Source organism: Dietzia sp. NCCP-2495 (assembly GCF_026011735.1).
In the GTDB taxonomy this organism is placed as follows: Bacteria; Actinomycetota; Actinomycetes; order Mycobacteriales; family Mycobacteriaceae; genus Dietzia.
In genome coordinates, this window is record NZ_BRVN01000016.1 from 11,931 (window position 1) to 35,627 (window position 23,697).

The 23,697-nt window shown below is 71.5% G+C and carries 20 protein-coding genes; 6 read left to right on the forward strand and 14 right to left on the reverse strand.

Features of this window, described 5'->3' with window-relative positions:
• Window positions 1–34: 34 nt before the first annotated feature.
• Together OPF83_RS12845 and eccCa are read right to left on the reverse strand one after the other, a co-directional pair.
• A complete protein-coding gene (locus OPF83_RS12845) occupies window positions 35–871 on the reverse strand; it encodes a hypothetical protein (protein ID WP_264887858.1) in 837 nt (278 codons plus the stop codon).
• Window positions 868–4,908, reverse strand: coding sequence for a type VII secretion protein EccCa (gene eccCa, locus OPF83_RS12850; RefSeq protein ID WP_264887859.1), 4,041 nt, complete (start codon window positions 4,906–4,908; stop codon window positions 868–870). Before eccCa ends, OPF83_RS12845 begins: the two co-directional genes overlap by 4 nt.
• Window positions 4,909–5,245: 337 nt before the next feature.
• Between eccCa and eccD the strand changes: the two genes are divergently transcribed.
• Both eccD and mycP read left to right on the forward strand, forming a co-directional pair.
• The gene (gene eccD, locus OPF83_RS12855; protein WP_264887860.1) at window positions 5,246–6,829 is read left to right on the forward strand and encodes a type VII secretion integral membrane protein EccD; all 1,584 of its coding nucleotides are present in this window, start codon (window positions 5,246–5,248) and stop codon (window positions 6,827–6,829) included.
• Window positions 6,826–8,286, forward strand: coding sequence for a type VII secretion-associated serine protease mycosin (gene mycP, locus OPF83_RS12860; RefSeq protein ID WP_264887861.1), 1,461 nt, complete (start codon window positions 6,826–6,828; stop codon window positions 8,284–8,286). Before eccD ends, mycP begins: the two co-directional genes overlap by 4 nt.
• On the opposite strand, the gene eccB is transcribed toward mycP, so the two are convergent.
• On the reverse strand, window positions 8,231–9,673 hold the full coding sequence (gene eccB / locus OPF83_RS12865) for a type VII secretion protein EccB (protein ID WP_264887863.1): 1,443 nt from the start codon (window positions 9,671–9,673) through the stop codon (window positions 8,231–8,233). The genes mycP and eccB overlap by 56 nt on opposite strands.
• Window positions 9,674–10,175: 502 nt before the next feature.
• Between eccB and OPF83_RS12870 the strand changes: the two genes are divergently transcribed.
• Window positions 10,176–11,432 carry a type VII secretion protein EccE gene (locus tag OPF83_RS12870; protein WP_264887864.1) on the forward strand — a complete coding sequence of 419 codons (1,257 nt, stop codon included), beginning with the start codon at window positions 10,176–10,178 and terminating at the stop codon, window positions 11,430–11,432.
• Here OPF83_RS12870 and OPF83_RS12875 read toward each other — a convergent pair.
• Complete coding sequence (locus tag OPF83_RS12875) at window positions 11,386–12,471, reverse strand: DUF695 domain-containing protein (RefSeq protein ID WP_264887865.1); 1,086 nt, start codon at window positions 12,469–12,471, stop codon at window positions 11,386–11,388. The genes OPF83_RS12870 and OPF83_RS12875 overlap by 47 nt on opposite strands.
• Window positions 12,472–12,649: 178 nt before the next feature.
• On the opposite strand from OPF83_RS12875, the gene OPF83_RS12880 reads away from it, so the two are divergent.
• Together OPF83_RS12880 and OPF83_RS12885 are read left to right on the forward strand one after the other, a co-directional pair.
• A complete protein-coding gene (locus OPF83_RS12880; RefSeq protein ID WP_264887866.1) occupies window positions 12,650–13,792 on the forward strand; it encodes an NAD(P)H-binding protein in 1,143 nt (380 codons plus the stop codon).
• Complete coding sequence (locus OPF83_RS12885; RefSeq protein ID WP_264887867.1) at window positions 13,789–14,508, forward strand: CPBP family intramembrane glutamic endopeptidase; 720 nt, start codon at window positions 13,789–13,791, stop codon at window positions 14,506–14,508. Before OPF83_RS12880 ends, OPF83_RS12885 begins: the two co-directional genes overlap by 4 nt.
• On the opposite strand, the gene truA is transcribed toward OPF83_RS12885, so the two are convergent.
• Entirely contained in the window at window positions 14,505–15,428 is a 924-nt protein-coding gene (gene truA / locus OPF83_RS12890) for a tRNA pseudouridine(38-40) synthase TruA (protein WP_264887931.1), read from the reverse strand. The genes OPF83_RS12885 and truA overlap by 4 nt on opposite strands.
• A 140-nt stretch (window positions 15,429–15,568) precedes the next feature.
• Between truA and OPF83_RS12895 the strand changes: the two genes are divergently transcribed.
• Window positions 15,569–16,636 carry an SGNH/GDSL hydrolase family protein gene (locus tag OPF83_RS12895; protein ID WP_264887868.1) on the forward strand — a complete coding sequence of 356 codons (1,068 nt, stop codon included), beginning with the start codon at window positions 15,569–15,571 and terminating at the stop codon, window positions 16,634–16,636.
• Window positions 16,637–16,771: 135 nt separating this feature from the next.
• Here OPF83_RS12895 and rplQ read toward each other — a convergent pair whose 3' ends face one another.
• From rplQ to secY, 9 genes are all read right to left on the reverse strand, one after another.
• Window positions 16,772–17,506, reverse strand: a complete 735-nt coding sequence (gene rplQ, locus OPF83_RS12900) for a 50S ribosomal protein L17 (protein ID WP_264887869.1) — start codon at window positions 17,504–17,506, stop codon at window positions 16,772–16,774.
• A 35-nt stretch (window positions 17,507–17,541) separates the two neighbouring features.
• A complete protein-coding gene (locus OPF83_RS12905; RefSeq protein WP_264887870.1) occupies window positions 17,542–18,576 on the reverse strand; it encodes a DNA-directed RNA polymerase subunit alpha in 1,035 nt (344 codons plus the stop codon).
• Window positions 18,577–18,682: 106 nt separating this feature from the next.
• Window positions 18,683–19,288: a 30S ribosomal protein S4 gene (rpsD, locus tag OPF83_RS12910; RefSeq protein WP_264887871.1), complete on the reverse strand. Its 606-nt coding sequence runs from the start codon at window positions 19,286–19,288 to the stop codon at window positions 18,683–18,685.
• Window positions 19,289–19,310: 22 nt separating this feature from the next.
• Entirely contained in the window at window positions 19,311–19,718 is a 408-nt protein-coding gene (rpsK, locus tag OPF83_RS12915) for a 30S ribosomal protein S11 (RefSeq protein ID WP_182631347.1), read from the reverse strand.
• Entirely contained in the window at window positions 19,718–20,086 is a 369-nt protein-coding gene (gene rpsM / locus OPF83_RS12920; RefSeq protein WP_264887872.1) for a 30S ribosomal protein S13, read from the reverse strand. Before rpsM ends, rpsK begins: the two co-directional genes overlap by 1 nt.
• Before the next feature lie 168 nt (window positions 20,087–20,254).
• Window positions 20,255–20,476 (reverse strand): translation initiation factor IF-1, encoded by a 222-nt coding sequence (infA, locus tag OPF83_RS12925; RefSeq protein WP_005140011.1) that lies wholly within the window; start codon window positions 20,474–20,476, stop codon window positions 20,255–20,257.
• Between the two features lie 365 nt (window positions 20,477–20,841).
• Window positions 20,842–21,648, reverse strand: coding sequence for a type I methionyl aminopeptidase (gene map / locus OPF83_RS12930; RefSeq protein WP_264887874.1), 807 nt, complete (start codon window positions 21,646–21,648; stop codon window positions 20,842–20,844).
• An 8-nt stretch (window positions 21,649–21,656) separates the two neighbouring features.
• Window positions 21,657–22,202, reverse strand: coding sequence for an adenylate kinase (locus tag OPF83_RS12935; protein WP_264887875.1), 546 nt, complete (start codon window positions 22,200–22,202; stop codon window positions 21,657–21,659).
• 49 nt (window positions 22,203–22,251) lie between these two features.
• Window positions 22,252–23,574 carry a preprotein translocase subunit SecY gene (secY, locus tag OPF83_RS12940; protein WP_264887876.1) on the reverse strand — a complete coding sequence of 441 codons (1,323 nt, stop codon included), beginning with the start codon at window positions 23,572–23,574 and terminating at the stop codon, window positions 22,252–22,254.
• Window positions 23,575–23,697: the final 123 nt, after the last annotated feature.

Below are 23,697 nucleotides of genomic sequence, written 5' to 3' on the forward strand. Positions count from 1 at the left end.
TTCCGCGATCGTGCGTACGTGGGCCGCAGAACGTTCAGAGCGGGGCGTAGAGCCTGGTCGCAGCCTCTGCTGGCCCCACGGCGGGCACCACGTACGACAACAGCCGGGCCCGGTCGCACGCGTCGACGACCCGCTCCGCCAGCCGCCCGCGGACGAGCACCTCGGTCGATCCCGACCCCGCCTCGCGATGCCTGTTCCGGACGGCTGTCACCGCGTCGAGGATCCGCGACACCTCGTCGTCGACCATCGTGTCGCGACGCGGGTCGCGGCGATGGACCACCGCCCGGTCGACCAACGTGAGGCCCGCCCGGGTCCGTTCGACGAGGCTCACCGTCGTGCGGGTCCGGGACGTCTCGACGCTCACCGCCCAGCGAAAGGACGACGACGGCAACGCCTCCGCAGTCGCGAGCGCCGCCCGCACCACACGTGCCTCGACACCGAGCTCCCGGACCGCCGCGGACAACCGTGAGGTCCGGACCAGTCCCCAGTCACTGGGTGCAAGCACCACGACCTCGTCGGCCGACCGGGTCCCGGCATCACCGATCCACCGCAGTGCACGGGTGACGGGCGCGGCGAGCAACTCGGGGACGGGCACCGACAGTCCGGCCACGTCCACGCGGTCCCGGTGGACGTACGCGACGGGATCGGAGAGACAGCGGTCCGGGAATCTCACGGCCGCCGCGTCGGAGCGGGCCGAACATTCGATACGGTCCCCGCCCGGTGGCAGGGAGGACCCGTCCATCCCCGCCAGCACCGACGCGGGCGCGACAACCGGGCTCAACACCGCCGAGGCGGAGGAGGTCGAGACGGCGAGACCGGAGCACGACAGGTCCACCGCCACGACGGCGCCGATCGTCCTCACGCCGGTCATGAATGCTCGGCCAGCGCGGTCTGCACGAGCCGGACACCGGCGTCGCGCGTGACGAGCCTGCCCCGTCCGGCGGGAAGTGGCCCGGGCCGGACCCCGCCGAGCAACACGCCCTCCTCCCGACTGCCGGAGAGGACGAGGCCGGCTCCCCCGAGGTCCCGGATCCGCCCGACGAACTGGTCGAACAGCGCGCGCGAGGCCCCCGCACTGCGGCGGGCCAGAACGACGGACAGTCCGATGTCGCGCGCGTGCGGAAGGAACTCCGCCAGCGGCAGCAGCGGGTTCCCGGTGCTGGAGATGACCAGGTCGAGGTCGTCGACGAGGAGGTAGATCCGGGGACCGCTCCACCACGACCGGGCGCGCAACTCCTCGGGTGTGACGTCTGGCCCGGGCATGCGCTCGGTGAGGATCGCCGCCAGGTGGGAGACCATCGGGACCAACGCGGTCTCGGTGGCCGCGTATCCCGCCAGGTGATCACCCTCGATCTCCCCGAGCATCGTCCGTCGGTAGTCCACCACGATGAGTTTGGCGTGCTCCGGACTGTTGCCGGTGACGAGGCCGCGCGCGAGCGCCCGGAGAACGGACGTCTTGCCGCTCTCGGCGTCACCGAACACGAGCATGAGCGGGTCCGCCTCGAGATCGGCGTAGACAACCGAGAGGTCGGCCTCGTCCACGCCGATCGGGAGCCTGGTCCGGCTCCCGTCCGGTCCCGGACGGGACAGGCTCGCCACCTGCGCGTAGGGCAGGACCTCCGGCAACAGTCGCACGGGGGCCGCCGCCACGTCGCCGACCAGGGCACGCCAGCGCGCGGCCAGGTGACGACTGGCCGCGGCGGTCGCGTCCGCGATCCCGTCGGCATCGGCCCGGCCGTCCAACCTGGGTTGGTACACGAGCATGTGCTGACGGTCGCGGGTGAGCCCGCGGCCCGGTGCGGTGGGCACGGACATGGCCGTCCGCCGGTCGACCATCGAGTCCGTCGGGTCCCCCAGCCGCAGCTCGATCCGGGTGCCGAGGGAGTCACGTAGGGCGGGGCGCAGGTCAGCCCATCGGGACGCCGAGAGCACCACGTGGATTCCGTAGGACAGCCCGTCCGCGGCCAACCCCAGGACGAGCTGCTCGAGGTCCTCGAACTCGGTCCGGAACGCCTGCCATCCGTCGATCACGAGGAGAACGTCGGGATACTCCGCCACTGGTCGACCGTCCCTGTCCGTCGACCGTCGACGGGCCTGGTCGACGGAGGTGATCTCGTCCTTGCGGAACGCGGTCTCGCGGCGTCGGCGTTCGGTCTCCACCTCGGCGACGGTGCGGCGGATCTTCTCGTCCTCGCCGCGCCGTGCCACGCCGCCGACGTGAGGGAGCCCGGCGACGGAGTGCAGCAGACCGCCGCCCAGGTCGACGACGTAGGCCGAGAGCCGGTCGGGCGCCGTGGTGGCCGCAGCCGAGAGCAGGAGGGTGCCGAGCGTGGTGGACTTGCCGGCGCGGGTGCCTCCGACCACGGCAACGTTGCCGTCGCCTCCGGACAGGTCCACCACCCATGTGTCGCGACGCTGTTCGAAGGGGAGGTCGACCTCGGCGATCGGGAACCGGAGCGAGGCGGGGAGCTCCTCCCCCGCGCCCGTGGGGTCGACGCCCACGGCGGAGTCGAGTGGCGCGCCCTCGCCGAGCGGCGGCAGCCAGACCTCGTGCGCGGGGCGACCGTGGCCCCTCAGCCGCCCGACCAGGACGCCGAGCAGGCTCTCGTCCTCCGCGGGAGCTGACGCCCCACTACCTGACGCCTCGCCGCCCGGCACCTCACCGCCCGGCGCCCGGACCTGATCCTCCGCCGGCAGGGGTTGCGGCGCCGGGACGGGGATGTACCAGGAGGTGAACGGCCGGACCGCCGCGCGGGCGGCGGGCGTGGTCACCGAGGAACCGTCCAGCCGACGGTCGTCCCGGTAGGGGCCCGACACGTAGGCGGCGTCGAACCGCACGGGGTCGCCGGCGTCCACCTTGAGATACCCCGCGCCCGGCGCCGCCGGGAGGTGATAGGCGTCGGTCACGCCGAGCACCGTGCGCGATTCGGTGGCCGAGAACGTCTTGAGCGCGATCCGGTACGACAGGTGACTGTCGAGCCCGCGCAGCCTTCCCTCCTCGAGCCGCTGCGACGCGAGCAGGAGGTGGATGTGCAGGCTCCGGCCCAGTCGACCGATGGTCAGGAACAGCTCGGCGAACTCCGGCTTCGAGCTGAGCAACTCCGAGAACTCGTCCACGACGATCACCAGCGCGGGCAGCGGCTCGAGCGGTGCGCCCTTGGCGCGGGCCGCCTCGTACTCGCCAACGTTGGCGTAGTTCCCGGCCGCGCGGAGGATCTCCTGACGCCGGGTGAGCTCCCCCTCGAGCGCGTCCCGCATCCGGTCGACCATCGTGATCTCGGCCTGCAGGTTGGTGATCACCGCCGCGACGTGGGCCAACGGCTCGAGCCCGAGGAAGGTGGCGCCGCCCTTGAAGTCCACCAGGACCAGGTTCAACGAATCCGGGTCGTGGGTGGCCACCAGTCCCAGGACAAGGGTGCGCAGGAACTCCGACTTCCCCGAGCCCGTCGCCCCGATGCACAGCCCGTGCGGCCCCATGCCACCGTGCGCGGCCTCCTTGAGGTCGAGTTCGACGGGCGCGCCGTCCGGACTGACCCCGACCGGTACCCGCAGCCGGTCACGCTCCCCTCGGCGACGCCACGCCACCGCGGGGTCGACGCGGGAGGCCACGCCGATCCCGAGCAGATCCGGCAGCCCGGGCGCCCGCCGGGTCGAGGTGGAACCGTCGGCGAGGGTCACCGTGTCCGCCAGGCGATAGCGGGCCATCGCCATGGCCACCCGTTCCGCCTCGGGAAGACTCAGGTGATCGACCCGGGCGATCTCCTCGTCGCCGGAATCGGTCCGGATCGACGCGATGCCGTCGTCGTCGACCTGGATACACAGGCCTCGCCCCAGGGCGAGGTCGCGGAGCTGCCCCGCGCGGCTCCCGGAGACCTCGAGGACGGTGACCCCGTCCAGTCCGTTCTCGGCCAGGATCCGCTCGGCGCCGGTGACCCCCACGCCGTCGACGACGACGACGAGGTGCGCCCGTCCCGGGACGAGTGGCGCGGTCGGGGCGAAGGCGGACCGGTCCGAGATCTCGGCGCCGAGCATCGACTCCACGCCGGCCAGGGAGAACTCGGACAGGCGCACCCGACCCCCGCCGTCGGTGAACTCCCGGTGTTCGTGGTGCGGCAGCCACTTGAGCCACTCCCACGCGCGCCGGGCCTGGCCCTCACTCGCGGCCACGGCGATCCGGACCCGGTCCGGACCGTGCGCCACGACCAGCCCGGCGAGCATCGCCCGGACCGCCGAGCGGACCACGTCTACGTCGCCGTCCAGGGACAGGGCCGCGAATGCGCGCAACTCCAGCGCGACCGGGAGCTCGTCGACCACGGAGTGCACGCGGACGAAGCGGCGCATGCTCACCACGGACACCGGCTCCAGGTCGTCGACCGGACCGGTGTCCGGCGCGCTCAGCGGCGTGGCCAGGGTCTGCCGACCGGGGCCCACGCGGATGGTCAGGTCGTCCCGCTCGCCCTCCCGGCGCTCCCACATCCGCGCCGTGCCGATCATCGCCGGAAGTTCCACCGGATCCGGGTGGCGCCACAACGCCGCGGCCCGCTGCGCCTCCGCCGTGGCGCGCACCTCGTCCCGTGTCTGCCCCAGGTACCGCAGGTAGTCCTTGCGGAGCTCGTCGGTCTCCGCCGTCTTGGCCCCGCCGCCGAGGTTGCCGGCGAGCATGCCGACCGCCGAGACCGCCATCATCAGCGGGAACATCATGAACATCGGATTGCGCATCATCCCGCCGCGCATCATCACCAGGACCATCCCGCCCACGGCCACGACCATCACCAGCGGGAGGATGATCTGGATGATCGGGCGGGGCGTCGGACGTGGCAGCGAGGGGGGTGTCTGGAGGGAGACCTCTCCGCCCGGCACCGGGGGCGGGTCGAGTTTCTCGGGCCGGGAGAACACCACGTCACCCATGCCAGGCCCCCTCGCGACCCGCACCGGGGCCCTCGCGTCCGCGTCGCCGGGGCACCCCCTGGGGAGATGACCTCCCCACGACCGCCCGCGGACACCGACAATGTCCGTTATCGGTAGGCGATGTTAGGACAGTTCACGTCCTGACGGGGTGCCTACAGTGCGCCGACGGGGTACAGGCGGGGCACCGGCCGGACAGCGGTCGGGCACCGGCCGGACAGCGGCCGGACGGCGGCCGGACGGCGGCCGGACAGCGGCCGGACAGCGGCCGGACAGCGGCCGGACGGCGATCGGCACCCACGGGACGCCGGCGGAGACCACGATGCGGGAGGACACAACAGTGGCGCGAGAGGACCAGACCCACGGGGGCGCGGCGGGCGTGGAGCCCCTGGATCAACGGCGGGTGTCCGTCGTGTGTCGGTCCACGCGCGTGGATCTGAGCCTGCCCGCCCACCTCGAGCTGGTGTCGGTGATCCCGGAGGTCGTCGACCTGGTGCGCGATCACGTCCGCGCCGCCGCGGGTCCGGGCTCCGAGGTCGACGTCAACTCCCTGATGGGCGGTGGCACCGGCGGTTCGTGGCAGCTGTCCCGGCTCGCCGGTGGTCCGCTCGCCGTGTCGGAGACCCTCGCGCAGCAACGGGTCCACGACGGCGAGCTCCTCGTCCTCGACCACCGACCGGTGCCGACGCCGGCGCCCCTGTTCGACGACGTGCTGCAGGGACTCACCGACCCGGACGTCTCGCGCTCGCCCGCGTGGGGCCGCCGGGACGCGATCCTCGCCGCCACCGCGACCGTGGCCGTGTCCGCCGTGGCGGCGGCAGCCGCGCTCGGCAGCCAGTGGTCCTCCGGGGGCGGGCTGACCACGCCGCTGGTGTCCCTCGTGCTGGCGCTGCTCGGGCTGGCCGGGGTGCTCGGCTTCCGCGGCACCGCCGCACCGGGCCCGGCGCACATCGTCGCCGGGACCGCCACGATCGGGTTCACCATGCTCGCCGCGGCGACCGTGAGTGCACCGTCGGTGGGGACCGACAGTCCGCCGATCGGCGCCGGCGCGCTGCTCGGCGCGTTCACCGCCGGGGCCGTGGTCGCCACGGTCCTGCGGTGCACCGTCTTCCGGCCCGCCACCGCGACGTACGGGATGGCGGCCGGTTACCTGGCCGCGGCGGTGGCCCTGGGAACCGGCGCCGTGGGCGCACTGATCGACGCGGTCTCCGGCATCGCCGTGAGCGCGGTCGGCGCCGGGGCCGTTCTGGTCGGGTTGTTCCTGCTCACCTCGGCGCCGCGGATCTCCGTGTCCGCCGCCCGCATCCCCATCCCTCCGGTGCCCGCCCCCGGGGAGGACGTCGAGGACGGCGACCTCCTGGAGATCGACCACGACCTGCGCGGCCGGTCGTCCGCGGGCCAGCTCACCGAGGACCGGTCGTCCTCGGGTCGGACCAACCCCGGTCCGCTGCCGACCCCCGACGTCCTGCGCCACCGCTTCCTCACGTCCAGGTCCTGGCTCACCGGACTCCTCATCGCCGCCGGGACCGTGTGCACGGTCGGCGCACTGACCGCCCTGTCCGGCGCCGGGTCGGGACGGTGGGCGGCGCCGCTCGCCCTCGTACTGGTCGTCGTCCTGGTGCTCCGCGGACTGGGCTACGCCGATCGCCTGCACACCACGGTGCTGCTGACCACCGCACTCGTGCTGACCACCGGCGTGCTGGTCGGAGCGGCCCTGGTCCTGGAGTCACCGGTGACGGTGGTGGTCCCGGCCGCGGTCGCCGTCGCCGTCGCCGTGGTGGTGGCGTCGACGGTGCTCGGCCACGTCGAGCTCTCTCCCGCCACGCTGCGGGCGGTGGGCATCATCGACGCGATCGCGATCTGCCTCGTCGTCCCTCTCGCGGTGGGCGCCATGGACGTCTACTCGCTCGTCCGCCAGCGATGAGGCGCGGACCCCGACCCGCCTCGCGGACGGTCGCCGCCACCGGCACCGCAGTGGCGATCCTCGCCGGGCAGCTCGGCGGCGCCCCCACCGCGGCAGCGGTCGAACGGCCCGCGATCACCGGGCCGGTCCCGTCGGCTGACGGACTGGACGCCGGTCCCCTGCGCGTCGACGGTCCCTGCCGCACCACCGCCGCGATCCTCGATCCCTCGTCGGCGCCCGCGTCGGCGACCGCCTCGGAACTCCGCGAGGCGTGGGTCCACGGTCAGGGCGAGGGCCAGGTCGTGGCCGTGATCGACACCGGCGTCAACCCCGGCCCCCGACTCCCCCGTGTCCGGGGCGGGGGCGACGTGGCGCCCGGGGGCGACGGCACCGAGGACTGCGACGCCCACGGGACCCTCGTGGCCGGCGTACTCGCCGCCACGGAGGACGAGACCGGACACTCCGGGATCGCTCCCGGCGTCGAGCTGGTCTCCATCCGCCAGTCCAGCAGCATCCTGCGCGCCGAGCGCCGCGGGCAGGCCCCGGCCGACTCGGGCTCTGACGCTGACTCCGGCGTTGACCCGGACCCCGGCGCCGACCCCAGCGCCGAGACGATGTCCGGGGTCGGCACCCTGTCCACCCTCGCCGCGGCGATCCGCGCGGCCGTCGACGCCGGCGCCACCGTGATCAACATCTCCGAGGTGGCCTGCGTCCCCGCCTCCACCCGACTGGCGGACGCCAGTCTCGGCGGCGCGATCCGCTACGCCGCAGTGGACCACGACGTGGTGCTGGTGGCCGCCGCGGGGAACGTCGGCGACGCCTGCGGTGACCAGAACCCGGGCGGACCCGATCCGGCGGTCCCCGGAGACGACGGGTGGGACGACCTCCGGACGATCGCCTCCCCCGCCTGGTACGACGAACTCGTCCTGGCCGTGGGCGGGGTCGACTCCGAGGGCCGACCCGCCGACTTCTCCCTCCGCGGCCCCTGGATCGACGTCGCGGCCCCCGCCGTGGACCTCCGTTCGGTCGGGGCCGACGGCGACGGGGTGTCCGACCTCGTCGTGGCCGGCGACGGGTCGAGGACCTCCATCAGCGGAACGAGCTTCGCCGCCCCGTTCGCCGCGGGAACCGCCGCGCTGGTCCGCCAGGCCCATCCCGAGTTGACCGCCCGGCAGGTGATCGCGCGGCTCCAGGACACCGCGATCCCGTCGGCCGGCACCCACGATTTCGCGATCGGGCACGGTGTCGTGGACCCGGTGGCCGCGGTGACCGGCGTCCGCCGGACCGACCCGCCCGCACCGGCGACCACCACTCTTGCCGCCCCGCGTCCGGAATCGACGCGGCCGGGGACCGGCTCGGGAGGAATCGTGGCGGCGGGCGCGCTGGCCCTGGGCGCGGCGGCGCTCATCGTCGTCCTCCTCCTCAGCCCTCGGTCCGGTCCCCGTCCACCGACTCCAGATCAGTACCGTCGCGGCTGACCAGCGCCGACGCGCGGTCCAACCGGGGCCCCACGGGTAGGCGGTCCAGGATCCCGCTATCCACCGGCACCGGGGTCCCCCCGAGGCCGAGCATCCCGGCGGTCTCGGCGTCGGGCACCTCGTACCGCACCCCGGTGTCGGAGACGATCGTCAGCACCGCGCCCCGGCTGGCGGTCCCCCGGCCCGTCGCGGTGACCACCAGCCCGCCCCCGGGCACGCCGACCGCGTCGACCGCAGGGCCACCTGCGTCCGCACCCGCCACCGGTCGCACGTCCTGCGGCCCCGACGCCGGCGCGCCGGCCACGATCTCCATCCGCCGCGCGCCCGCGTCCCCGGTCGGCGCCTCGCGCACGCACAGGACCGGTGAATCGAGGATCGTCAGCACCGACGGACGGGTGAGCGGGAACGCCTCGGAATCCAGCGCCACCGAGCGGGGCACCGCCATCTGGTCCGGCTCCACGCGCGCGACCTCGCCGACCGTGGACGTGGAGCGGATGACGTCCGCCAGTACCGGACCCACCTCCTGTACACCGTCGGCCAACGCGACATAGGTGCCGGTCCCGCTCGCGGTGTCCACGGTGAAGACCTGCCCGATGCGCAGGCCCGGGAGCCCGTAGTCGACGGGCTCGCCGAGCAGGTCGATCTCCGGGCGTGCGACCGGCTCGACCTCGCGGAGGGGATCGATGAGGGCAGCGGACACGGGACGCGGGGTGACCGCGACCAGTCCGAGAACCGCCAGGAGGTCGGTGTCCATCAGATCAATCCGGGCGCGGGTGCCGTCGCGCAGCAGCCACCCGGTGCCGTCCGCATCGGCGAGCACGATCTCGTCGGCGCCCGTCGTCCGCCCCGGCCCGTCGCCCTCCCGGGCCACGACATCCGTGCCCACCACACGCGGGTGGCCGCGGTCGGCGTCGGCCACCTCGTCGCAGACGGTCCAGGTGACGACCTCCGCCTGCCGGACGTCCCGGTGGGCGGGCAGGGCCGACGGGGCGCCCGGGATGCCGAGCAGGCCGCCGCGCTGCGTGCCGGCGAGGTCCTCCTCGCGCACGACCTCCGGCACGTCGGCCCGGCCCAGGACGAGCCGCGCCGAGGCCAGGTTCCGGACCGGATGGACCAGGTCGCCGACGCGCACATACATCTCGCCGGAGTCGCGCCCGACCATGATCGGGGTGCTGCCGACGTCCGGTGCGGGGTCGAGCAGCGCCAGCACGGCCGCGCCGGCGACGCCCACCACGGCGGCCACCACGCCGATCGTCAGGCCGGTGGACTGCCGCTTGAGCGGGTCGTGCAGCATTCGCACGTCGCGCGAGACCACCGCGTGACGGGCGCGACGCGTGAGGAAGCGGTGCCCGTCCACCTGCGCCTTGGTCGTGGGCCGTAGCGGCATGCCCCCTCCTCCCCCCGATGTTGACGCCCCTCTGCAGGGCTCACCGGAGGTAGGGTACGCGACGTCCCGGCCCTGGTGGCCGGTCACCCGGGAGCCGCCGTGGGCGGCGGCCGGTCCCGTCCCGGCGCGAGGAGATCTGGCTCATGAGTGGCGTGCCCTCACTTGTCGGACTGTGCGCCGCCGTCGCGGCCACGGTCCTGCTCACCGCTGTGGCCCCCGGTCCATGGCAGCCGTGGGTCCAGCTCGCGGCCGCCGCCGTGATCGCCGCGGTGGTCACCGCCCGCCGCCGGGGGCGTCCCCTGCTGTCCCGTGACCCCGCCCCCAGGCGCGCGTCCGTCGACGTGGTGGATCTCATCGCGCCCGACCGCTCCGCCGTGGGGTGTGTCGAGGGTGACCGGATCGTCACTACAGCCGTCGAGGTGTCCGCGGGGGCGTTCGTGACCACTGGGGCGCGAGGATCCCCCTCGCCGCGATCGCACGGCAGCTCGACCAGGGCGGGGTCGTGTTGGAGGGGATCGACGTGGTGGTGCGGGGCCGGCGCGCGGCACCGGGCGACGACGGCGAGGTGTACTCCCGCCTCGTGGGGCCGCTCTCCCTCGTCTCGCACCGGCGCGTCCACCTCCTCCTGCGATTCGACCTGGCCCGACTCACACTCCACGCGCCCGACGGCGCGGACACCCCGGTCAGCGAGGTGGTCGCCGTGGCCACCGAGCGGCTCAGGCGCGCACTCGTGCACCACGGCATGCCCTGCCGGGTCCTCGACGCCGCCGAACTGGCCGACTACTTCCTCGAGGCCGAGGCCTCCGCCGAGACACCGGCCGGGGACGGGATCGGACTCGTCGTACGGCCCGCCGGACGGCCCCGCGCTGTGGTCGACCGCCTCACCTCCGTCCGCGCCGCCGAACTCACCGAGGTCGTACGCCTGCGGCGGGTCGAGGGTCGCGCCGACGTGGTGGACGCGGTGACCTCCGTCGGGCTGACGGGAACCGGTCCGGCCGACCCCAACGCCACAATCGGGGCTGACGACGCACTAGCCGAACTCTCCTCCGCGGTCCATCTGCTCCCCGGCCCGGGGGTCCTCCCGGTGCCGGGCGAGACGATGCCCACGACGGTGACGGGGTGCCTGGACCGGATCCCCGTCGCACTGCTCGACGGTGCGGCGCCGCCCGCCCACGGCGCCGGGCAGATCCTCGGCGCCACGCGCGACGGCGGCGCGGCCGCGATCCAGCTCGCCGGCCCGCACCTGCGCTCGGTGCTGCTCACGGCGCGGGCGGACGTATGCCGCCAGGTGGCGTTCCGGGCGGTGGCGGCCGGTTACCGCGTCGCCGTGGTGACCGACGTGCCGGACCGCTGGCGGCCCGTCCTCCGGATCGGCGACGAGTCCCGCTACCGGATCGTGGACCCAGCGTCCTCCGACGCGGGCGCCCCCGTCGACGCCGTGATCTGGGACGTGGACGGTCCGCTGAGCGAGGCCCGTATCGATGCCCTCGCCGGTCCCGGCGGTCCCGATGTCACGCCTCCCACCGTGGTCCGCGTCGACGCCGACTGGGAACTGCGCGGCGGCCGCGGCCTCCGGGCCGTGTCGCCCCCGGACCTCGTCCTCGATGGCCGGATCGACGGCTGGATCTCGGTCGAGCCCCGCACCGGCGACGCGTTCCGCGTCACGGTGGTCACCGGCCCCGGCGAGGAGCCGTTCGTCCGGTCCGCCCCGCTCACACCCGCAGGTGCTGGACCTTCCGCCACCCCGGGTCATCCGTGACCTCCAGGGTCACCTCGCCCTGGTCCCAGCCACACGTGGCGGCGCGGAGCTGCTCGTGGGCCGGGGTCGTGGAGTCCACGTAGAAGTGCATGAGCCGCGCGCCGGCGCAGCTCTCGGCGCCCACGCACTCGCCGTTGCCCTCGAGATGTTCCACCAGGTGGTCCTCGAGATCGCGGAGGCCCGGCAGCGATCCGACACCGGGGAGCCCACCCGCCTCAACCTCCGTATAGGGGACGTTCACGGCCACATGCCGGTCGAACTCGGGTGCCGACAGCGCGACCAAGGGAACCCGCACCACGGCGATGAGCGGGCCGGCGACGGTGTCCGCGTGCAGGATCTGCCACGCGGGTTCCCCCAACTCGTCCTGGTTGTCCGCCTCGAGTTCGGTGAGGATCCGCGGAAGATCGGCCAACGGCACCGCGTCGTCGCCCGGCGCCGTGGCGTTGGAGCGGATCACACCCACCCACGTCTCGACCTGCTCCTCGCCACAGACCGCGTCGAGCAACAGGTACGCCGCGATGCTCGCATCGGAACCACGCAGGGCCGCGAAACCCGGGTGGTGCACGGTCACATCGGCCCGCGACAGTCCCAGGTCCACCACGACCTCGGCCTCGTCGAACGCCAACCGGTGGTCCCGGAAGTACATCGCGCAGCCGCGGACCGGTTCCCGGAGGTCGGCGAACGACCACGACGCGTCACCCCGCGGCGCCTGCGCCAACCACCGCCTGGCGGCGCCGCGCAGTTCGGGCACGCCGGCCGCGGTGACCGTCAGACGATGCGGCAGACCGTCCTCTCCGGCGGTGAACTCCCACGCCAGTCCCGGATCGATGGCCTCGACGTGCGAGGTGATCTCCGGTACCACCCGGCGCGTGTCGCCCGAGGCGAGTGCGGCACTCGAACGCGCCCGCCCGCTGTCGGCCCACCATCGCCAGAACGCGGACACGGCCCGGTCCGACCGCAGGCGCGCGGTCTCGACCCGGACGGAGGAGAAATCCAGAGAGCGGGAGAGTTGCCGGGGTCGCGCCGCTCGGATCGCCATCTGTTCTCCTCCCGTCACCGCGGTCATCCTGAACGTGTCTCCACCCCAGTATCCGGATAACCGGGCGATCGTGCCCGCGCCGACACACCCGCCGGGTGCTGAGATGGGTGCCGGCACCGCGCCCCGACGCGCGGTCCAGCGGGTGCGGCGAGGCGCCCACGCTGGCAAGGTCGTGGGTATGACCACCCCACATGATCTGGCCCGGCTCTCCTCCGGTACGCCCGAGGACACGGAACCGGCGCAACGGCCCGGCCACGACGGCCGGAGCGGCCCGCGGGTGCTCGTGATCGGCGCGACCGGGTACATCGGGTCGCGTCTCGTTCCCCGGCTGCTCGCCGACGGCGCCGAGGTGTCCGTGCTGGCCCGAACGCCGAAGCGCCTCGACGACGTGCCGTGGCGCGACGACGTGACCATCCACTCCGGCGGCCTCGGGGACGCCGACGCACTGCGCTCCGCCCTGCGCGAGGTGGACGTCGCCTGTCACCTCGTGCACGCGATGGGTGACTCCAATGACTTCGAACGGGAGGAGCGCGAGACCACCGAGGCGTTCGTCCGGGCCGCCGAGGAGGCGGGCATCGAGCGCATCGTCCACCTGTCCGGCCTCCACCCGGAGGGCGAGGAAGACCTCTCCCCCCACCTGCGCTCCCGCGCCGAGGTCGCCCGGATCATGCTGGAGTCGGCCGTGCCGGCGCTGGTGATCCAGGCCGGGGTGGTCATCGGCTCCGGCTCGGCCTCGTTCGAAATGATCCGTCACCTCACCACCCGGTTGCCCGCCATGGTCACGCCGAAGTGGGTGAGCAACCACATCCAACCCATCGCGATCCGTGACGTCATCCACTACCTCTCCGCGGCCGCCACGGTCCCCCTGGAGGGCGACCTGGCCGACGGTCGTGCCATCGACGTGGGCGCACCGGACGTCCTCACCTACGGCGACATGATGCAGATCTACGCCGACGAGGCAGGCCTGCGACGCCGGATCATGGTCCCCGTCCCTGTGCTCACCCCCAAGCTGTCCTCCCACTGGCTGGGACTGGTCACCCCCCTCGAAACCGGCTTGGCCAAGCCGCTCGTGGAGTCCCTGCGCTCCGAGGCCGTCATCGCCAGGGACGACGCGGACGAGGTGCTCGGACCCCCGCCCGGTGGGCGGACCAGCTACCGGGACGCTCTGCGCGAGGCCCTACGGGTCCCCCACGGCCCGGCCCGACCATCACTGTGGGAGGGGGCCGACCCGCTGGACGATCCCGCGCGCCTGCTGCCTTCCGACGCCGACTGGGCCGGGGTCCGCCCGCCCACCATCGGGCGTGTGCGCGGCGGGCGATGAGCGACCAGCGAGAGGCGCCCGCCTCGCCCACCAACCGGTACCTGCGGGCGCTGCGATCGGGCGAGATGGACACCGCGCCCTCGCGGCCGGGTCGGAGGCGTGTCCTCGTCGTCGTCGTCACCCTCGTCGTCGGCGCGGCGGTCAACGCGTGGGCGCTACGGATACCCGCCGGCGACGCCATGTTCTACCCCGCCACCGCACTGCTCGCCGCGGTGTGGCTCGGCGGGGCGTTCGCCTCTGGGCCGATCCGGGTGGGCTGCGAACCGTACCGGCCCCGCCGGCCCGTCCTGTCGTCGGTGCTCACCGCGGCCGCGCTCGCCGTGGTGTTCTGCCTCGGCGGGCTCGTGGTGGCGAGGATCGAGCCGCTGCGCGACCCCGTCGACGCCCTGCTCGACCACGCCACCGTGGGCAACCTCGCCCTGGTGGCATTCCTCACCGCGGTCAACGGCGTCGCCGAGGAGTGCTTCCACCGCGGAGCCGTGTACTCGGCCGTCGCCAACCTGCGGCCGATCCTTACGACGACCGCGATCTACGCGACGGTCACGGCCACCGCGGGGATCCCTCTGCTCATGCTCGCCGCCGTCATCCTGGGGCTGGTCACCGCGATCCAGCGGCGGGTCACCGGCGGCGTGCTGGGCCCGGCGATCACCCACGTCGCGTGGTCGATGGTGATGCTGTTCGCACTGGGCCCGATTCTCGACGCGGCGCCGGTCTAGTCCCCGCAGCAGCCCGCGCCGGAACCCGTCCCGGACGCCGCGCCCGGCCCGCCTCTGTCATCGGTGCCCGCCGCCCCGCCCGGCCCCGGCCGCACCTCGCGGGTGACGAGGTTTCGCGCCGCCAGGTCGGAGTCGGCCGGGTAGTCCACCCCCACCAGGGCCAGTCCGCACGCCGGCGCGACCGGAACCGCGGACGACCGCTCGGTCTCGGTGAGCAGCCCGCTGATCCAGTCGAGGCTGCGCCGCCCCTCCCCCACGGCCATCACCGCACCGACCAGACTGCGCACCATCGACCAGCAGAACGCATCGGCGGTCACGCTCGCCGTCCACACCTCGGTCGCCCCCGGTGCCCCGGCCCCGCGCGAATCGGGTTCGGTCCGCCACGAGAACTGCTGCAGCTCACGGATGGTCGTGGCGCCCTCCCGCCGCCGACAGAACGCCGCGAAATCATGGAGCCCGAGGAGCCGCTCCGACGCCTGGCGGACCAGGTCCAGATCCGCCTGACGCTGCCACTCCGCCGTGTCGCGCGTCCGGGTCGGCTCGGCGCCCCACGGAGCCGTGGTGAGGCGGTACTCGTAGTGACGCCGCAGCGCGGAGAAACGGGCGTCGAACTCGTCCGGCACCCAGCGGGCGTCCATCACGGCGATGTCGCCCGGGAGCAGCCTCGCGAGCCTGCGGACCAACGCCTCGGGACGACCCTCGATCGACCGCTGGTCCAGCCACTCCGGGTCCACGTCGACGTGGCAGACCTGGGCACGCGCGTGGACACCGGCGTCGGTGCGACCGGCGACGGTGAGGGTCACGGGGCGGCGCAGGACCTTCTCGAGCTCGGTCTCGAGCGTCCCGCAGACCGTCCGCAGACCGGGCTGGCGGGCCCAGCCGGAGAAATCGGTGCCGTCGTAGGCGACGTCCAGGCGGATCCGGCGAGTACTCACGGCCTACAGACGCTAGACCACCTCGCCACCGCGCCGCCACACGGCGGGCTACCAGCCCCACCGTCGCCACACCATCGCGACACATCGCGGCTCCGGGCCCCGCGCGGCACGGGCAGGATGGTCGCATGACACCGCGACCACACCGCCGCTCCCGACACGCCGCACTCCTCGCCGTGGGCACGGCCGTCGCCCTGGTCACAGGGGGGTGTGGCGTGGACGACGACAACGACAACGGCCGCACCGACCCGGAACACGGCGTCACCGACAGAGGCGCACCGGTCCGGAGCGTCGACCGCTACGTCGCGTTGGGCGACTCGTTCGCGGCGTTCGGCCCCGTCGACGCGCCCACGTCCGGGCCACCGGCGTGCCTGCGGTCAACGTCCAACTACCCGGCGCTCGTCGCCGAGGCACTCGGCGGCCCGGTGGCGGGCGGCGGCCCCGAGTCGGCCGGCGGCCCCGAGTCGGCCGGCGGCCCGGTGTCGGGCGGCGGAGATCCCGGTTCCCGCTCCGGCGAGGACATGGTGTTCGTCGACGCCACGTGCGGCGGGGCTCAGACGACCGACCTGACCCGCGGGCAACTCGCCGGCATCCCACCGCAGTTCGACGCACTCACCGCGGACACCGATCTGGTGACGCTGTCGATCGGAGGCAACGACATCGGTTTCGGCGCGATCGCCGAGTGCGTCATGACCACCCGTGCGGACGCCACCGCCGACGGCTCAGCCTCCACTGGCGCCGTCGACGGTTCCACCTCCACTGGCGCCGTCGACCCGGGCCCATGCCGCGAGCGGCTTGCGCAGACCGTCACCGACGCTCTGGACGCCCTCCCCGAGCAGCTCGACCTTGTGTACGCCAGCATCCGAGAGCACTCACCGGACGCCCGCGTGGTGACCACCGGCTATCTGCCGCTCGTCCCCGCCGACGGCGGGTGCGCGTTCGTAGCCTCCATGAATCCGGGGGACGTCACCTGGACCCGCGACGTCACCCGACAGATCAACGAGGTGGTCGCCGAGGCGGCCGCGCGCGCCGGCGCGGATCTTGCGATGCCAGGCCAGGCCGAGCAGCACAGCGGGTGCGCCGCTCCCGCGGACAGGTACACGGACTTCACCGGATCAGAGACAGGCTCCCATCCGATGCATCCCACGGCCCTCGGGCAGGCAGCGATGGCGGAAGCGGTTGCGGCGGCCGTGTGAGACCGGACCAGGCGTGACCCCGAGCGCACACCCCGCCGAAACGACGGGAGACCCCCGCTCCGCACGTGGCGAAACGGGGGTCTCCTGTGTCGAGGTGAGCACCTCAGCGGAACCGGATCACTCCGGTCCCGGAACTCACTCGGCGTCGGCGTCGATGCGCTGCGACTTGGGCAGCTGGTAGCCGGCGGCCTTGGCGCTGTCCTCCGTGTCGAACCAGATCTCGGCGACGGTGCTCGAGTAGTGCGACGTGCCGGGCATGTGGTACAGCATCGACGAGGCGTTGCCCTTGATGGGGAAGCCCTCGGGCTCCGACCCGTCCTCGAGCGGCGCGTGCGAGCCGGCCGGGGCCTCGGCGTGGGACGCGTCCTCGGACACGGCGTCGGCCGTGGCGGTGGCGGCCTCGACGTCGGCCTCGTCAGCGGCCTCGACCTGGTCGGCGACCGGGCTGTTCGCCTCGGCGGCCTTCTTCGAGGCGGCGGCGCGGGTGGCGCGCGACGCCTCGTTCGAGACGAGGTCCTCGGTCACGAGCGCGATCATCGCCATGGGCGCATTGTCGCCCTTGCGGTTCTCGAGCTTGATGATCCGGGTGTAACCACCGTTGCGGTCGGCGGCACGCGGGCCGATCTCCGCGAACAGCTTGTGCAGGACATCCTTGTCGCGGATGACCTTGGCGGCCTCGCGACGGTCGGCCAGGGTGCCACGACGAGCCTTGGTGATCAGCTTCTCCGCGTAGGGGCGCAGCAGCTTGGCCTTGGTCTCGGTGGTACGGATGGCGTCGTGCTCGAACAGCTGGGTCGCCATGTTCGAGAGGATGAGCCGCTGGTGGGCGGCGGATCCGCCGAGGCGGGCGCCCTTCTTGGGCTTGGGCATCAGATTCTCCTAGGAATTTATGTGCCGAGCGCTCGTCAGAGCTGCTCGGTCTCGGCGTAGTCCTCGCCGCCCTCGTCGGTCCACGTCCCGGTCTCGGCGTCGTAGCCGGCAACCGAAGCGGGATCGAATCCGGGGGGCGCGTCCTTGAGCGAGAGGCCGAGCTCGACGAGCTTGACCTTGACCTCGTCGATCGACTTCTGACCGAAGTTGCGGATGTCGAGCAGGTCCGACTCGCTGCGGGCCACGAGCTCGCCCACAGTGTGGACGCCCTCGCGCTTGAGGCAGTTGTAGGACCGGACCGACAGGTCCAGGTCGTCTATGGGCATGCCGTAGGCGGCGATGTGGTCGGCCTCGGCCGGGCTGGGCCCGATCTCGATGCCCTCCGCATCCTCGTTGAGCTCACGGGCCAGCCCGAACAGCTCGACGAGGGTCTTACCGGCAGACGCCAGGGCGTCACGTGCGGTCATCGAGTTCTTGGTCTCGACGTCCAGGACCAGACGGTCGAAGTCGGTGCGCTGGTGCACACGGGTGGCCTCGACCTTGTAGGTCACCTTGAGGACCGGCGAGTAGATCGAGTCGACCGGGATACGGCCGATCTCGTGACCTGCGTCCTTGTTGAGGCCGGCGGGAACGTAGCCGCGGCCACGCTCGACGACCAGCTCGATCTCCAGGCGCCCCTTCTCGTTGAGGGTCGCGATGTGGAGGTCCGGATTGTGGACCTCGACACCGGCGGGCGGAACGATGTCACCAGCGGTGACGACGCCCGGGCCCTGCTTCTTCAGGTACATCGTGACCGGCTCGTCCTCCTCGGACGAGACGACGAGTCCCTTGAGGTTCAGGATGATGTCGGTGACATCCTCCTTCACGCCCGGCACGGTGGTGAACTCGTGCAGGACACCCTCGATACGGATGCTGGTGACGGCCGCGCCCGGGATGGACGACAGCAGCGTGCGACGCAGCGAGTTTCCGATGGTGTAGCCGAAGCCCGGCTCGAGGGGCTCGAGCACGAAGCGCGAGCGGTTCTCGGCGATGACCTCTTCGGTCAGGGTGGGCCGCTGGGAGATGAGCATGCACTACCTCTTTCGATTCTCGACGCCCGCTATTTGACGCCGTGGGAACCCACCGTCGCCGGGCGGGCTGCGCAGCGCAACCCGCCCGGCGACGGTGGAGGACAGATCACTTCGAGTAGAGCTCGACGATCAGCTGCTCCTGGAGCGGCACCTCGATCTGGGCGCGCTCGGGGAGCTGGTGGACGAGGACGCGCAGGGTCGACGGAACGACCTGCAGCCACGCCGGGGTGGGACGCTCGCCGAGGGTCTCCTGGGCGATCTCGAACCAGTCCATCTTCGTGGACTTGGGACGGACGTCGATGATGTCGTACTGCGAGACGCGGTAGCTCGGGATGGTGACCTTCTGGTCGTTGACCAGGAGGTGACCGTGGCTCACGAGCTGACGAGCCTGACGACGCGTCTGCGCGAGACCCGCGCGGTAGACGACGTTGTCCAGACGCGACTCGAGAATCTGCAGGAGGTTCTCACCGGTCTTGCCGGCGCGACGGTTCGCCTCCTCGTAGTAGCGACGGAACTGCTTCTCCATCACGCCGTAGGTGAAGCGGGCCTTCTGCTTCTCCTGCAGCTGGAGGCGGTACTCGGACTCCTTGATCCGCGCACGGCCGTGGTGACCGGGCGGGAAGGGCCGACGCTCGAATGCGGTGTCTCCACCCACGAGGTCCACGCCGAGACGGCGGGACTTGCGGGTGACGGGGCCGGTGTAACGTGCCATGGTTTTCTACGTTCCTTCCGGCTCAGACTCGACGCCGCTTGGGCGGACGGCAGCCGTTGTGGGGCTGGGGGGTGACATCGGAGATCGTGCCCACCTCGAGGCCGGCGGCCTGGAGCGAGCGGATCGCGGTCTCACGGCCCGAGCCGGGTCCCTTGACGAACACGTCGACCTTCTTCATGCCGTGCTCCTGCGCCTTGCGGGCCGCGTTCTCGGCGGCGAGCTGGGCGGCGAAGGGCGTCGACTTACGCGAGCCCTTGAAGCCGACGTGACCCGAGGACGCCCAGGAGAGGACGGCACCGGTGGGGTCGGTGATCGAGACGATGGTGTTGTTGAACGTGCTCTTGATGTGAGCCTGCCCGTGGGCGACGTTCTTCTTCTCCCTGCGACGACCCGACTTCTTGGGGCCCGCAGCGCGTGACTTGGGGGGCATTACTTCTTCTTTCCGGCGACGGTCTTCTTCGGGCCCTTACGGGTACGGGCGTTGGTCTTGGTGCGCTGACCACGGACGGGCAGGCCACGACGGTGGCGCAATCCCTGGTAGCTACCGATCTCGATCTTCCGGCGGATGTCGCCCTGGATCTCGCGGCGGAGGTCACCCTCCACCTTGTAGTTGCCCTCGATGTCGTCGCGGAGAACAGTGAGCTGCTCGTCCGTGATGTCCTTGGTGCGCAGGTCCGGGCTGATGCCGGTCCGCTCCAGGATCTCGACCGCACGGGTGCGACCGATGCCGAAAATGTAGGTGAGCGCGATCTCCATGCGCTTGTCGCGTGGGAGATCAACGCCGGCAAGGCGTGCCATGTGGCGTTTCTCTTTCGTCATGCGGTAGGTCTGCTCCCTGACCGTCCCCGTCCCGGACGGTCATCTCACGATGAGCGATCCGATCGGGGCCCCGGCCTCCGCAACCGGGGGCGTGAACCCGCTGATCCACTGACGGGACCAGCGGCTGGTTCAGGGAGTTGAGCGTCTTTACTTGTAGCGGTAGACGATCCGGCCGCGTGTCAGGTCGTAGGGCGAGAGCTCCACGACGACACGGTCCTCCGGAAGGATGCGGATGTAGTGCTGCCGCATCTTCCCGCTGATATGGGCGAGGACCTTATGCCCGTTCTCCAGCTCGATGCGGAACATTGCGTTCGGCAACGGCTCGACAACTCGGCCCTCGACCTCGATGGCTCCGTCTTTCTTTGCCATGCTGGTTACGGTCCTCCACGATTCCCCGGGTGACGTCTACCGGATTGTGGTGCACTGGTGGGCACACCGACGTATCAGCCTACGTCAGTGACTCACTCAGCGCCAATCGTGGCTCTGCCACCTCTCGCACATTCCCCTGTCGCGCCCCTGTCGCGCACGAGCCCGATCGCACATGTCTCCTGTCGCGCACGGTCCCGCAGGCCCGGAAATCGGAGCGACCGGAACGATCCACCGTCGTGGACGAGAGCAGGAAGGGACCAGAGAAGGGACGACGACGAGCGGGGCACCTGACAAGAACGGCCGGCTCCGGCGACGAGGGGTTCACTCTCAATGCCGGGACCGGCTGGTCCCCCCTGCGTGGCGGACTAGGCGCCCTCGGGACGAGGCGTGAGAATCCTCGGTCCGTCCTCGGTCACCGCGACGGTGTGCTCCCAGTGCGACGCGACAGCGCCGTCGACCGTCACGACGGTCCAGTCGTCCGCCAGAGTCTCGGTGTCCGTCTCCCCGCCGAGGACGAGCATCGGCTCGATCGCGAGGACGGAGCCCACCTGCAGCTTCGGCCCCCGACCGGGCTTGCCCTCATTGGCGAGGAACGGCCACTCGTGCATCTCCTGACCGATCCCGTGACCACCGAAGCCGTCGACGATGCCGAGAGACACGCCGTACTTTGCCTCGGCCCGACGGGTCGCCAGTTCCAACTCATGGGACACATCGGTGAGCCGGTGCCCCGGCCTCATGGCGAGCATGCCCTCGGCGAGAACCTCCCGCGTCGCAGCGTTGAGCGCCTCGACACCGGGATCGAGAACGCCGACACCGAACGACCACGCGGAATCCCCGTGCCACCCGTCGAGGATCGCGCCGCAGTCGACCGAGACGAGGTCGCCCTCCGAGAGGACCGTGGTCGAGCCCGGGATCCCGTGGACGACGACCTCGTTGACCGAGGAGCAGATCGATCCGGGAAAGCCCTCGTATCCCTTGAAGGACGGAATGGCGCCCGAATCGCGGATCAGCTGCTCGACGAGCTCGTCGAGATCCGCCGTGGTGACGCCGGGCTTGGCGGCATCACGTGCGGCCACCAGCGCCCTGCCGACGATGCGACCGGCGGCCTCCATCGCGTCGAGCTCACCGGGTGTGCGCGCGCCGACGACACCTTTGCGGGATCTACCGAACATGGTGGAGATCAGCGACCGAGCGCTGCGAGGGCACGGGCGTTGATCTCCTCGATCTCGCCGACCGCGTCGATCGTCGTGACCTGCTCCGCGTAGTACTCGAGGAGCGGAGCGGTCTCGGAGTGGTACACCGCCATACGGTTACGGATGACCTCTTCTGTGTCGTCCGCACGGCCACGCGCGAGCATGCGAGCCACCACGGTGTCCTCGTCGACCCGGAACTCGAGGACGCCGTCCAGGGAGGTGCCGGCGTCCGACAGCATGACCTTCAGAGCGTCCGCCTGCTCGACGCTCCGCGGGTAGCCGTCGAGGAGGAACCCCTCGGTGGCATCCGGCTCGGCGATGCGGGCCTGGACCATTCTGTTCGTCACGTCGGCGGGAACGAGATTGCCCGCGTCGATGTACGACTTCGCTTCCTTACCGAGATCGGTGTCCTGCGAGATGTTCGCGCGGAACAGATCGCCGGTGGAGATGTGGGGCACGCCGAGCTTTTCGGAAAGCAGAGCGGCCTGGGTTCCCTTGCCCGCGCCGGGAGGGCCGAGGAGGACGAGACGCATGATGATGACCAGCCTTTCTACGGTGTGTACTGCACAGTTCGCTGCGTGGCTACTTGAGGAATCCCTCGTAGTTGCGCTGCATCAGCTGCGCCTCGATCTGCTTCACGGTGTCGAGGCCCACGGAGACCATGATGAGCACGGCGGTACCGCCGAACGGCATGTTCTGGAGATCTCCACCCCCGCTGCCCATGTCCAGGAAGATGTTCGGGAGCACCGCGATCAGGCCGAGGTACAGCGAGCCGAACAGCAGGATGCGGTTGAGGACGTAGCCGAGGTACTCGGCGGTGGGCCGTCCCGGACGGATACCGGGGATGAAGCCGCCGTACTTCTTCATGTTCTCGGCCTGCTCCATCGGATCGAACTGGATCGCGACGTAGAAGTAGGAGAAGAAGATGATCAGGGCGAAGTACAGAACGATGTAGCCCCAGCTCGAGGGGTTCTGCAGGTACTGCATGACATAGCGCTGCCAGAATCCGTCACCAGTCCCCTCGGGCCCGGCGACCAGCTGGGTGATGAGGATCGGGACATACATCAACGACGAGGCGAAGATGACCGGGATGACGCCTGCCTGGTTGACCTTCAGGGGCAGGTAGGTGGAGGTGCCACCGTACTGGCGACGACCGACCATGCGCTTGGCGTACTGCACGGGAATCCGTCGCTGCCCCTGCTCCACGAACACGACGGCGACGACGATGAGGACAACCGCGAACATGACGGCGGCGAACTTCAGCGGCGACGAGTTCTGATAGATGTTCACGCCCTCGGCCGGGATCCGGGCGGAGATACCGGCGAAGATCAGCAGGGACATGCCGTTACCGACGCCCCGGTCCGTGATCAATTCGCCGAACCACATGACGAGCGCGGCGCCGGCGGTCATCACGAGCACGATGGTGATGAGGGTGAGGATCTCGTTGTCCATGAGGACCGACTGGCCGTTGCCGAGGAGCTGGCCCCGGTCGGCGAGGGCGACGATGCCCGCGGACTGCAGAACAGCCAGTGCGATCGTGAGATAACGCGTGTACTGCGTCATCTTGGCCTGGCCCGACTGTCCCTCCTTCTTCAACTGCTCGAAGTGAGGGATGACCACGGTCAACAGCTGCACGATGATGCTCGCCGTGATGTACGGCATGATGCCGATCGCGAAGACCGACAGCTGGAGCAGTGCGCCGCCCGAGAAGAGGTTGACCAGCGAGTACAACTGCGCGTTCTCGCCTGTCATCGCCGAGTCGAGCAGACCACGCAGCTTGGGGTAGTCGACGCCCGGCGACGGGATCTGTGCGCCGATCCGGTACAGGACGATGATCCCGAGAGTGAAGAGGATCTTCTTCCTCAGGTCACTGTCCTTGATCGCGGACGCGAGTGCGGAGAGCACATGTCCTCCTGGTCATGACGGCACGTGGCCGCCTGTCGTCGAGATCTGATGCGCTCGGACCCCCGGCGAGAAGTCGTCTGCCGGCACGAGAACGCACAACGGGAAAACTCTATCAAGACAAAC

Excerpts from the sequence above, each read along its gene's own strand:
- OPF83_RS12845 (WP_264887858.1), bottom strand. The coding sequence starts at position 871 with ATGACCGGCGTGAGGACGATCGGCGCCGTCGTGGCGGTGGACCTGTCG.
- eccCa (WP_264887859.1), bottom strand. The coding sequence starts at position 4,908 with ATGGGTGACGTGGTGTTCTCCCGGCCCGAGAAACTCGACCCGCCCCCG.
- mycP (WP_264887861.1), top strand. The coding sequence starts at position 6,826 with ATGAGGCGCGGACCCCGACCCGCCTCGCGGACGGTCGCCGCCACCGGC.
- eccB (WP_264887863.1), bottom strand. The coding sequence starts at position 9,673 with ATGCCGCTACGGCCCACGACCAAGGCGCAGGTGGACGGGCACCGCTTC.
- OPF83_RS12875 (WP_264887865.1), bottom strand. The coding sequence starts at position 12,471 with ATGGCGATCCGAGCGGCGCGACCCCGGCAACTCTCCCGCTCTCTGGAT.
- OPF83_RS12880 (WP_264887866.1), top strand. The coding sequence starts at position 12,650 with ATGACCACCCCACATGATCTGGCCCGGCTCTCCTCCGGTACGCCCGAG.
- OPF83_RS12885 (WP_264887867.1), top strand. The coding sequence starts at position 13,789 with ATGAGCGACCAGCGAGAGGCGCCCGCCTCGCCCACCAACCGGTACCTG.
- OPF83_RS12895 (WP_264887868.1), top strand. The coding sequence starts at position 15,569 with ATGACACCGCGACCACACCGCCGCTCCCGACACGCCGCACTCCTCGCC.
- rplQ (WP_264887869.1), bottom strand. The coding sequence starts at position 17,506 with ATGCCCAAGCCCAAGAAGGGCGCCCGCCTCGGCGGATCCGCCGCCCAC.
- OPF83_RS12905 (WP_264887870.1), bottom strand. The coding sequence starts at position 18,576 with ATGCTCATCTCCCAGCGGCCCACCCTGACCGAAGAGGTCATCGCCGAG.
- rpsD (WP_264887871.1), bottom strand. The coding sequence starts at position 19,288 with ATGGCACGTTACACCGGCCCCGTCACCCGCAAGTCCCGCCGTCTCGGC.
- rpsK (WP_182631347.1), bottom strand. The coding sequence starts at position 19,718 with ATGCCCCCCAAGTCACGCGCTGCGGGCCCCAAGAAGTCGGGTCGTCGC.
- rpsM (WP_264887872.1), bottom strand. The coding sequence starts at position 20,086 with ATGGCACGCCTTGCCGGCGTTGATCTCCCACGCGACAAGCGCATGGAG.
- infA (WP_005140011.1), bottom strand. The coding sequence starts at position 20,476 with ATGGCAAAGAAAGACGGAGCCATCGAGGTCGAGGGCCGAGTTGTCGAG.
- map (WP_264887874.1), bottom strand. The coding sequence starts at position 21,648 with ATGTTCGGTAGATCCCGCAAAGGTGTCGTCGGCGCGCGCACACCCGGT.
- OPF83_RS12935 (WP_264887875.1), bottom strand. The coding sequence starts at position 22,202 with ATGCGTCTCGTCCTCCTCGGCCCTCCCGGCGCGGGCAAGGGAACCCAG.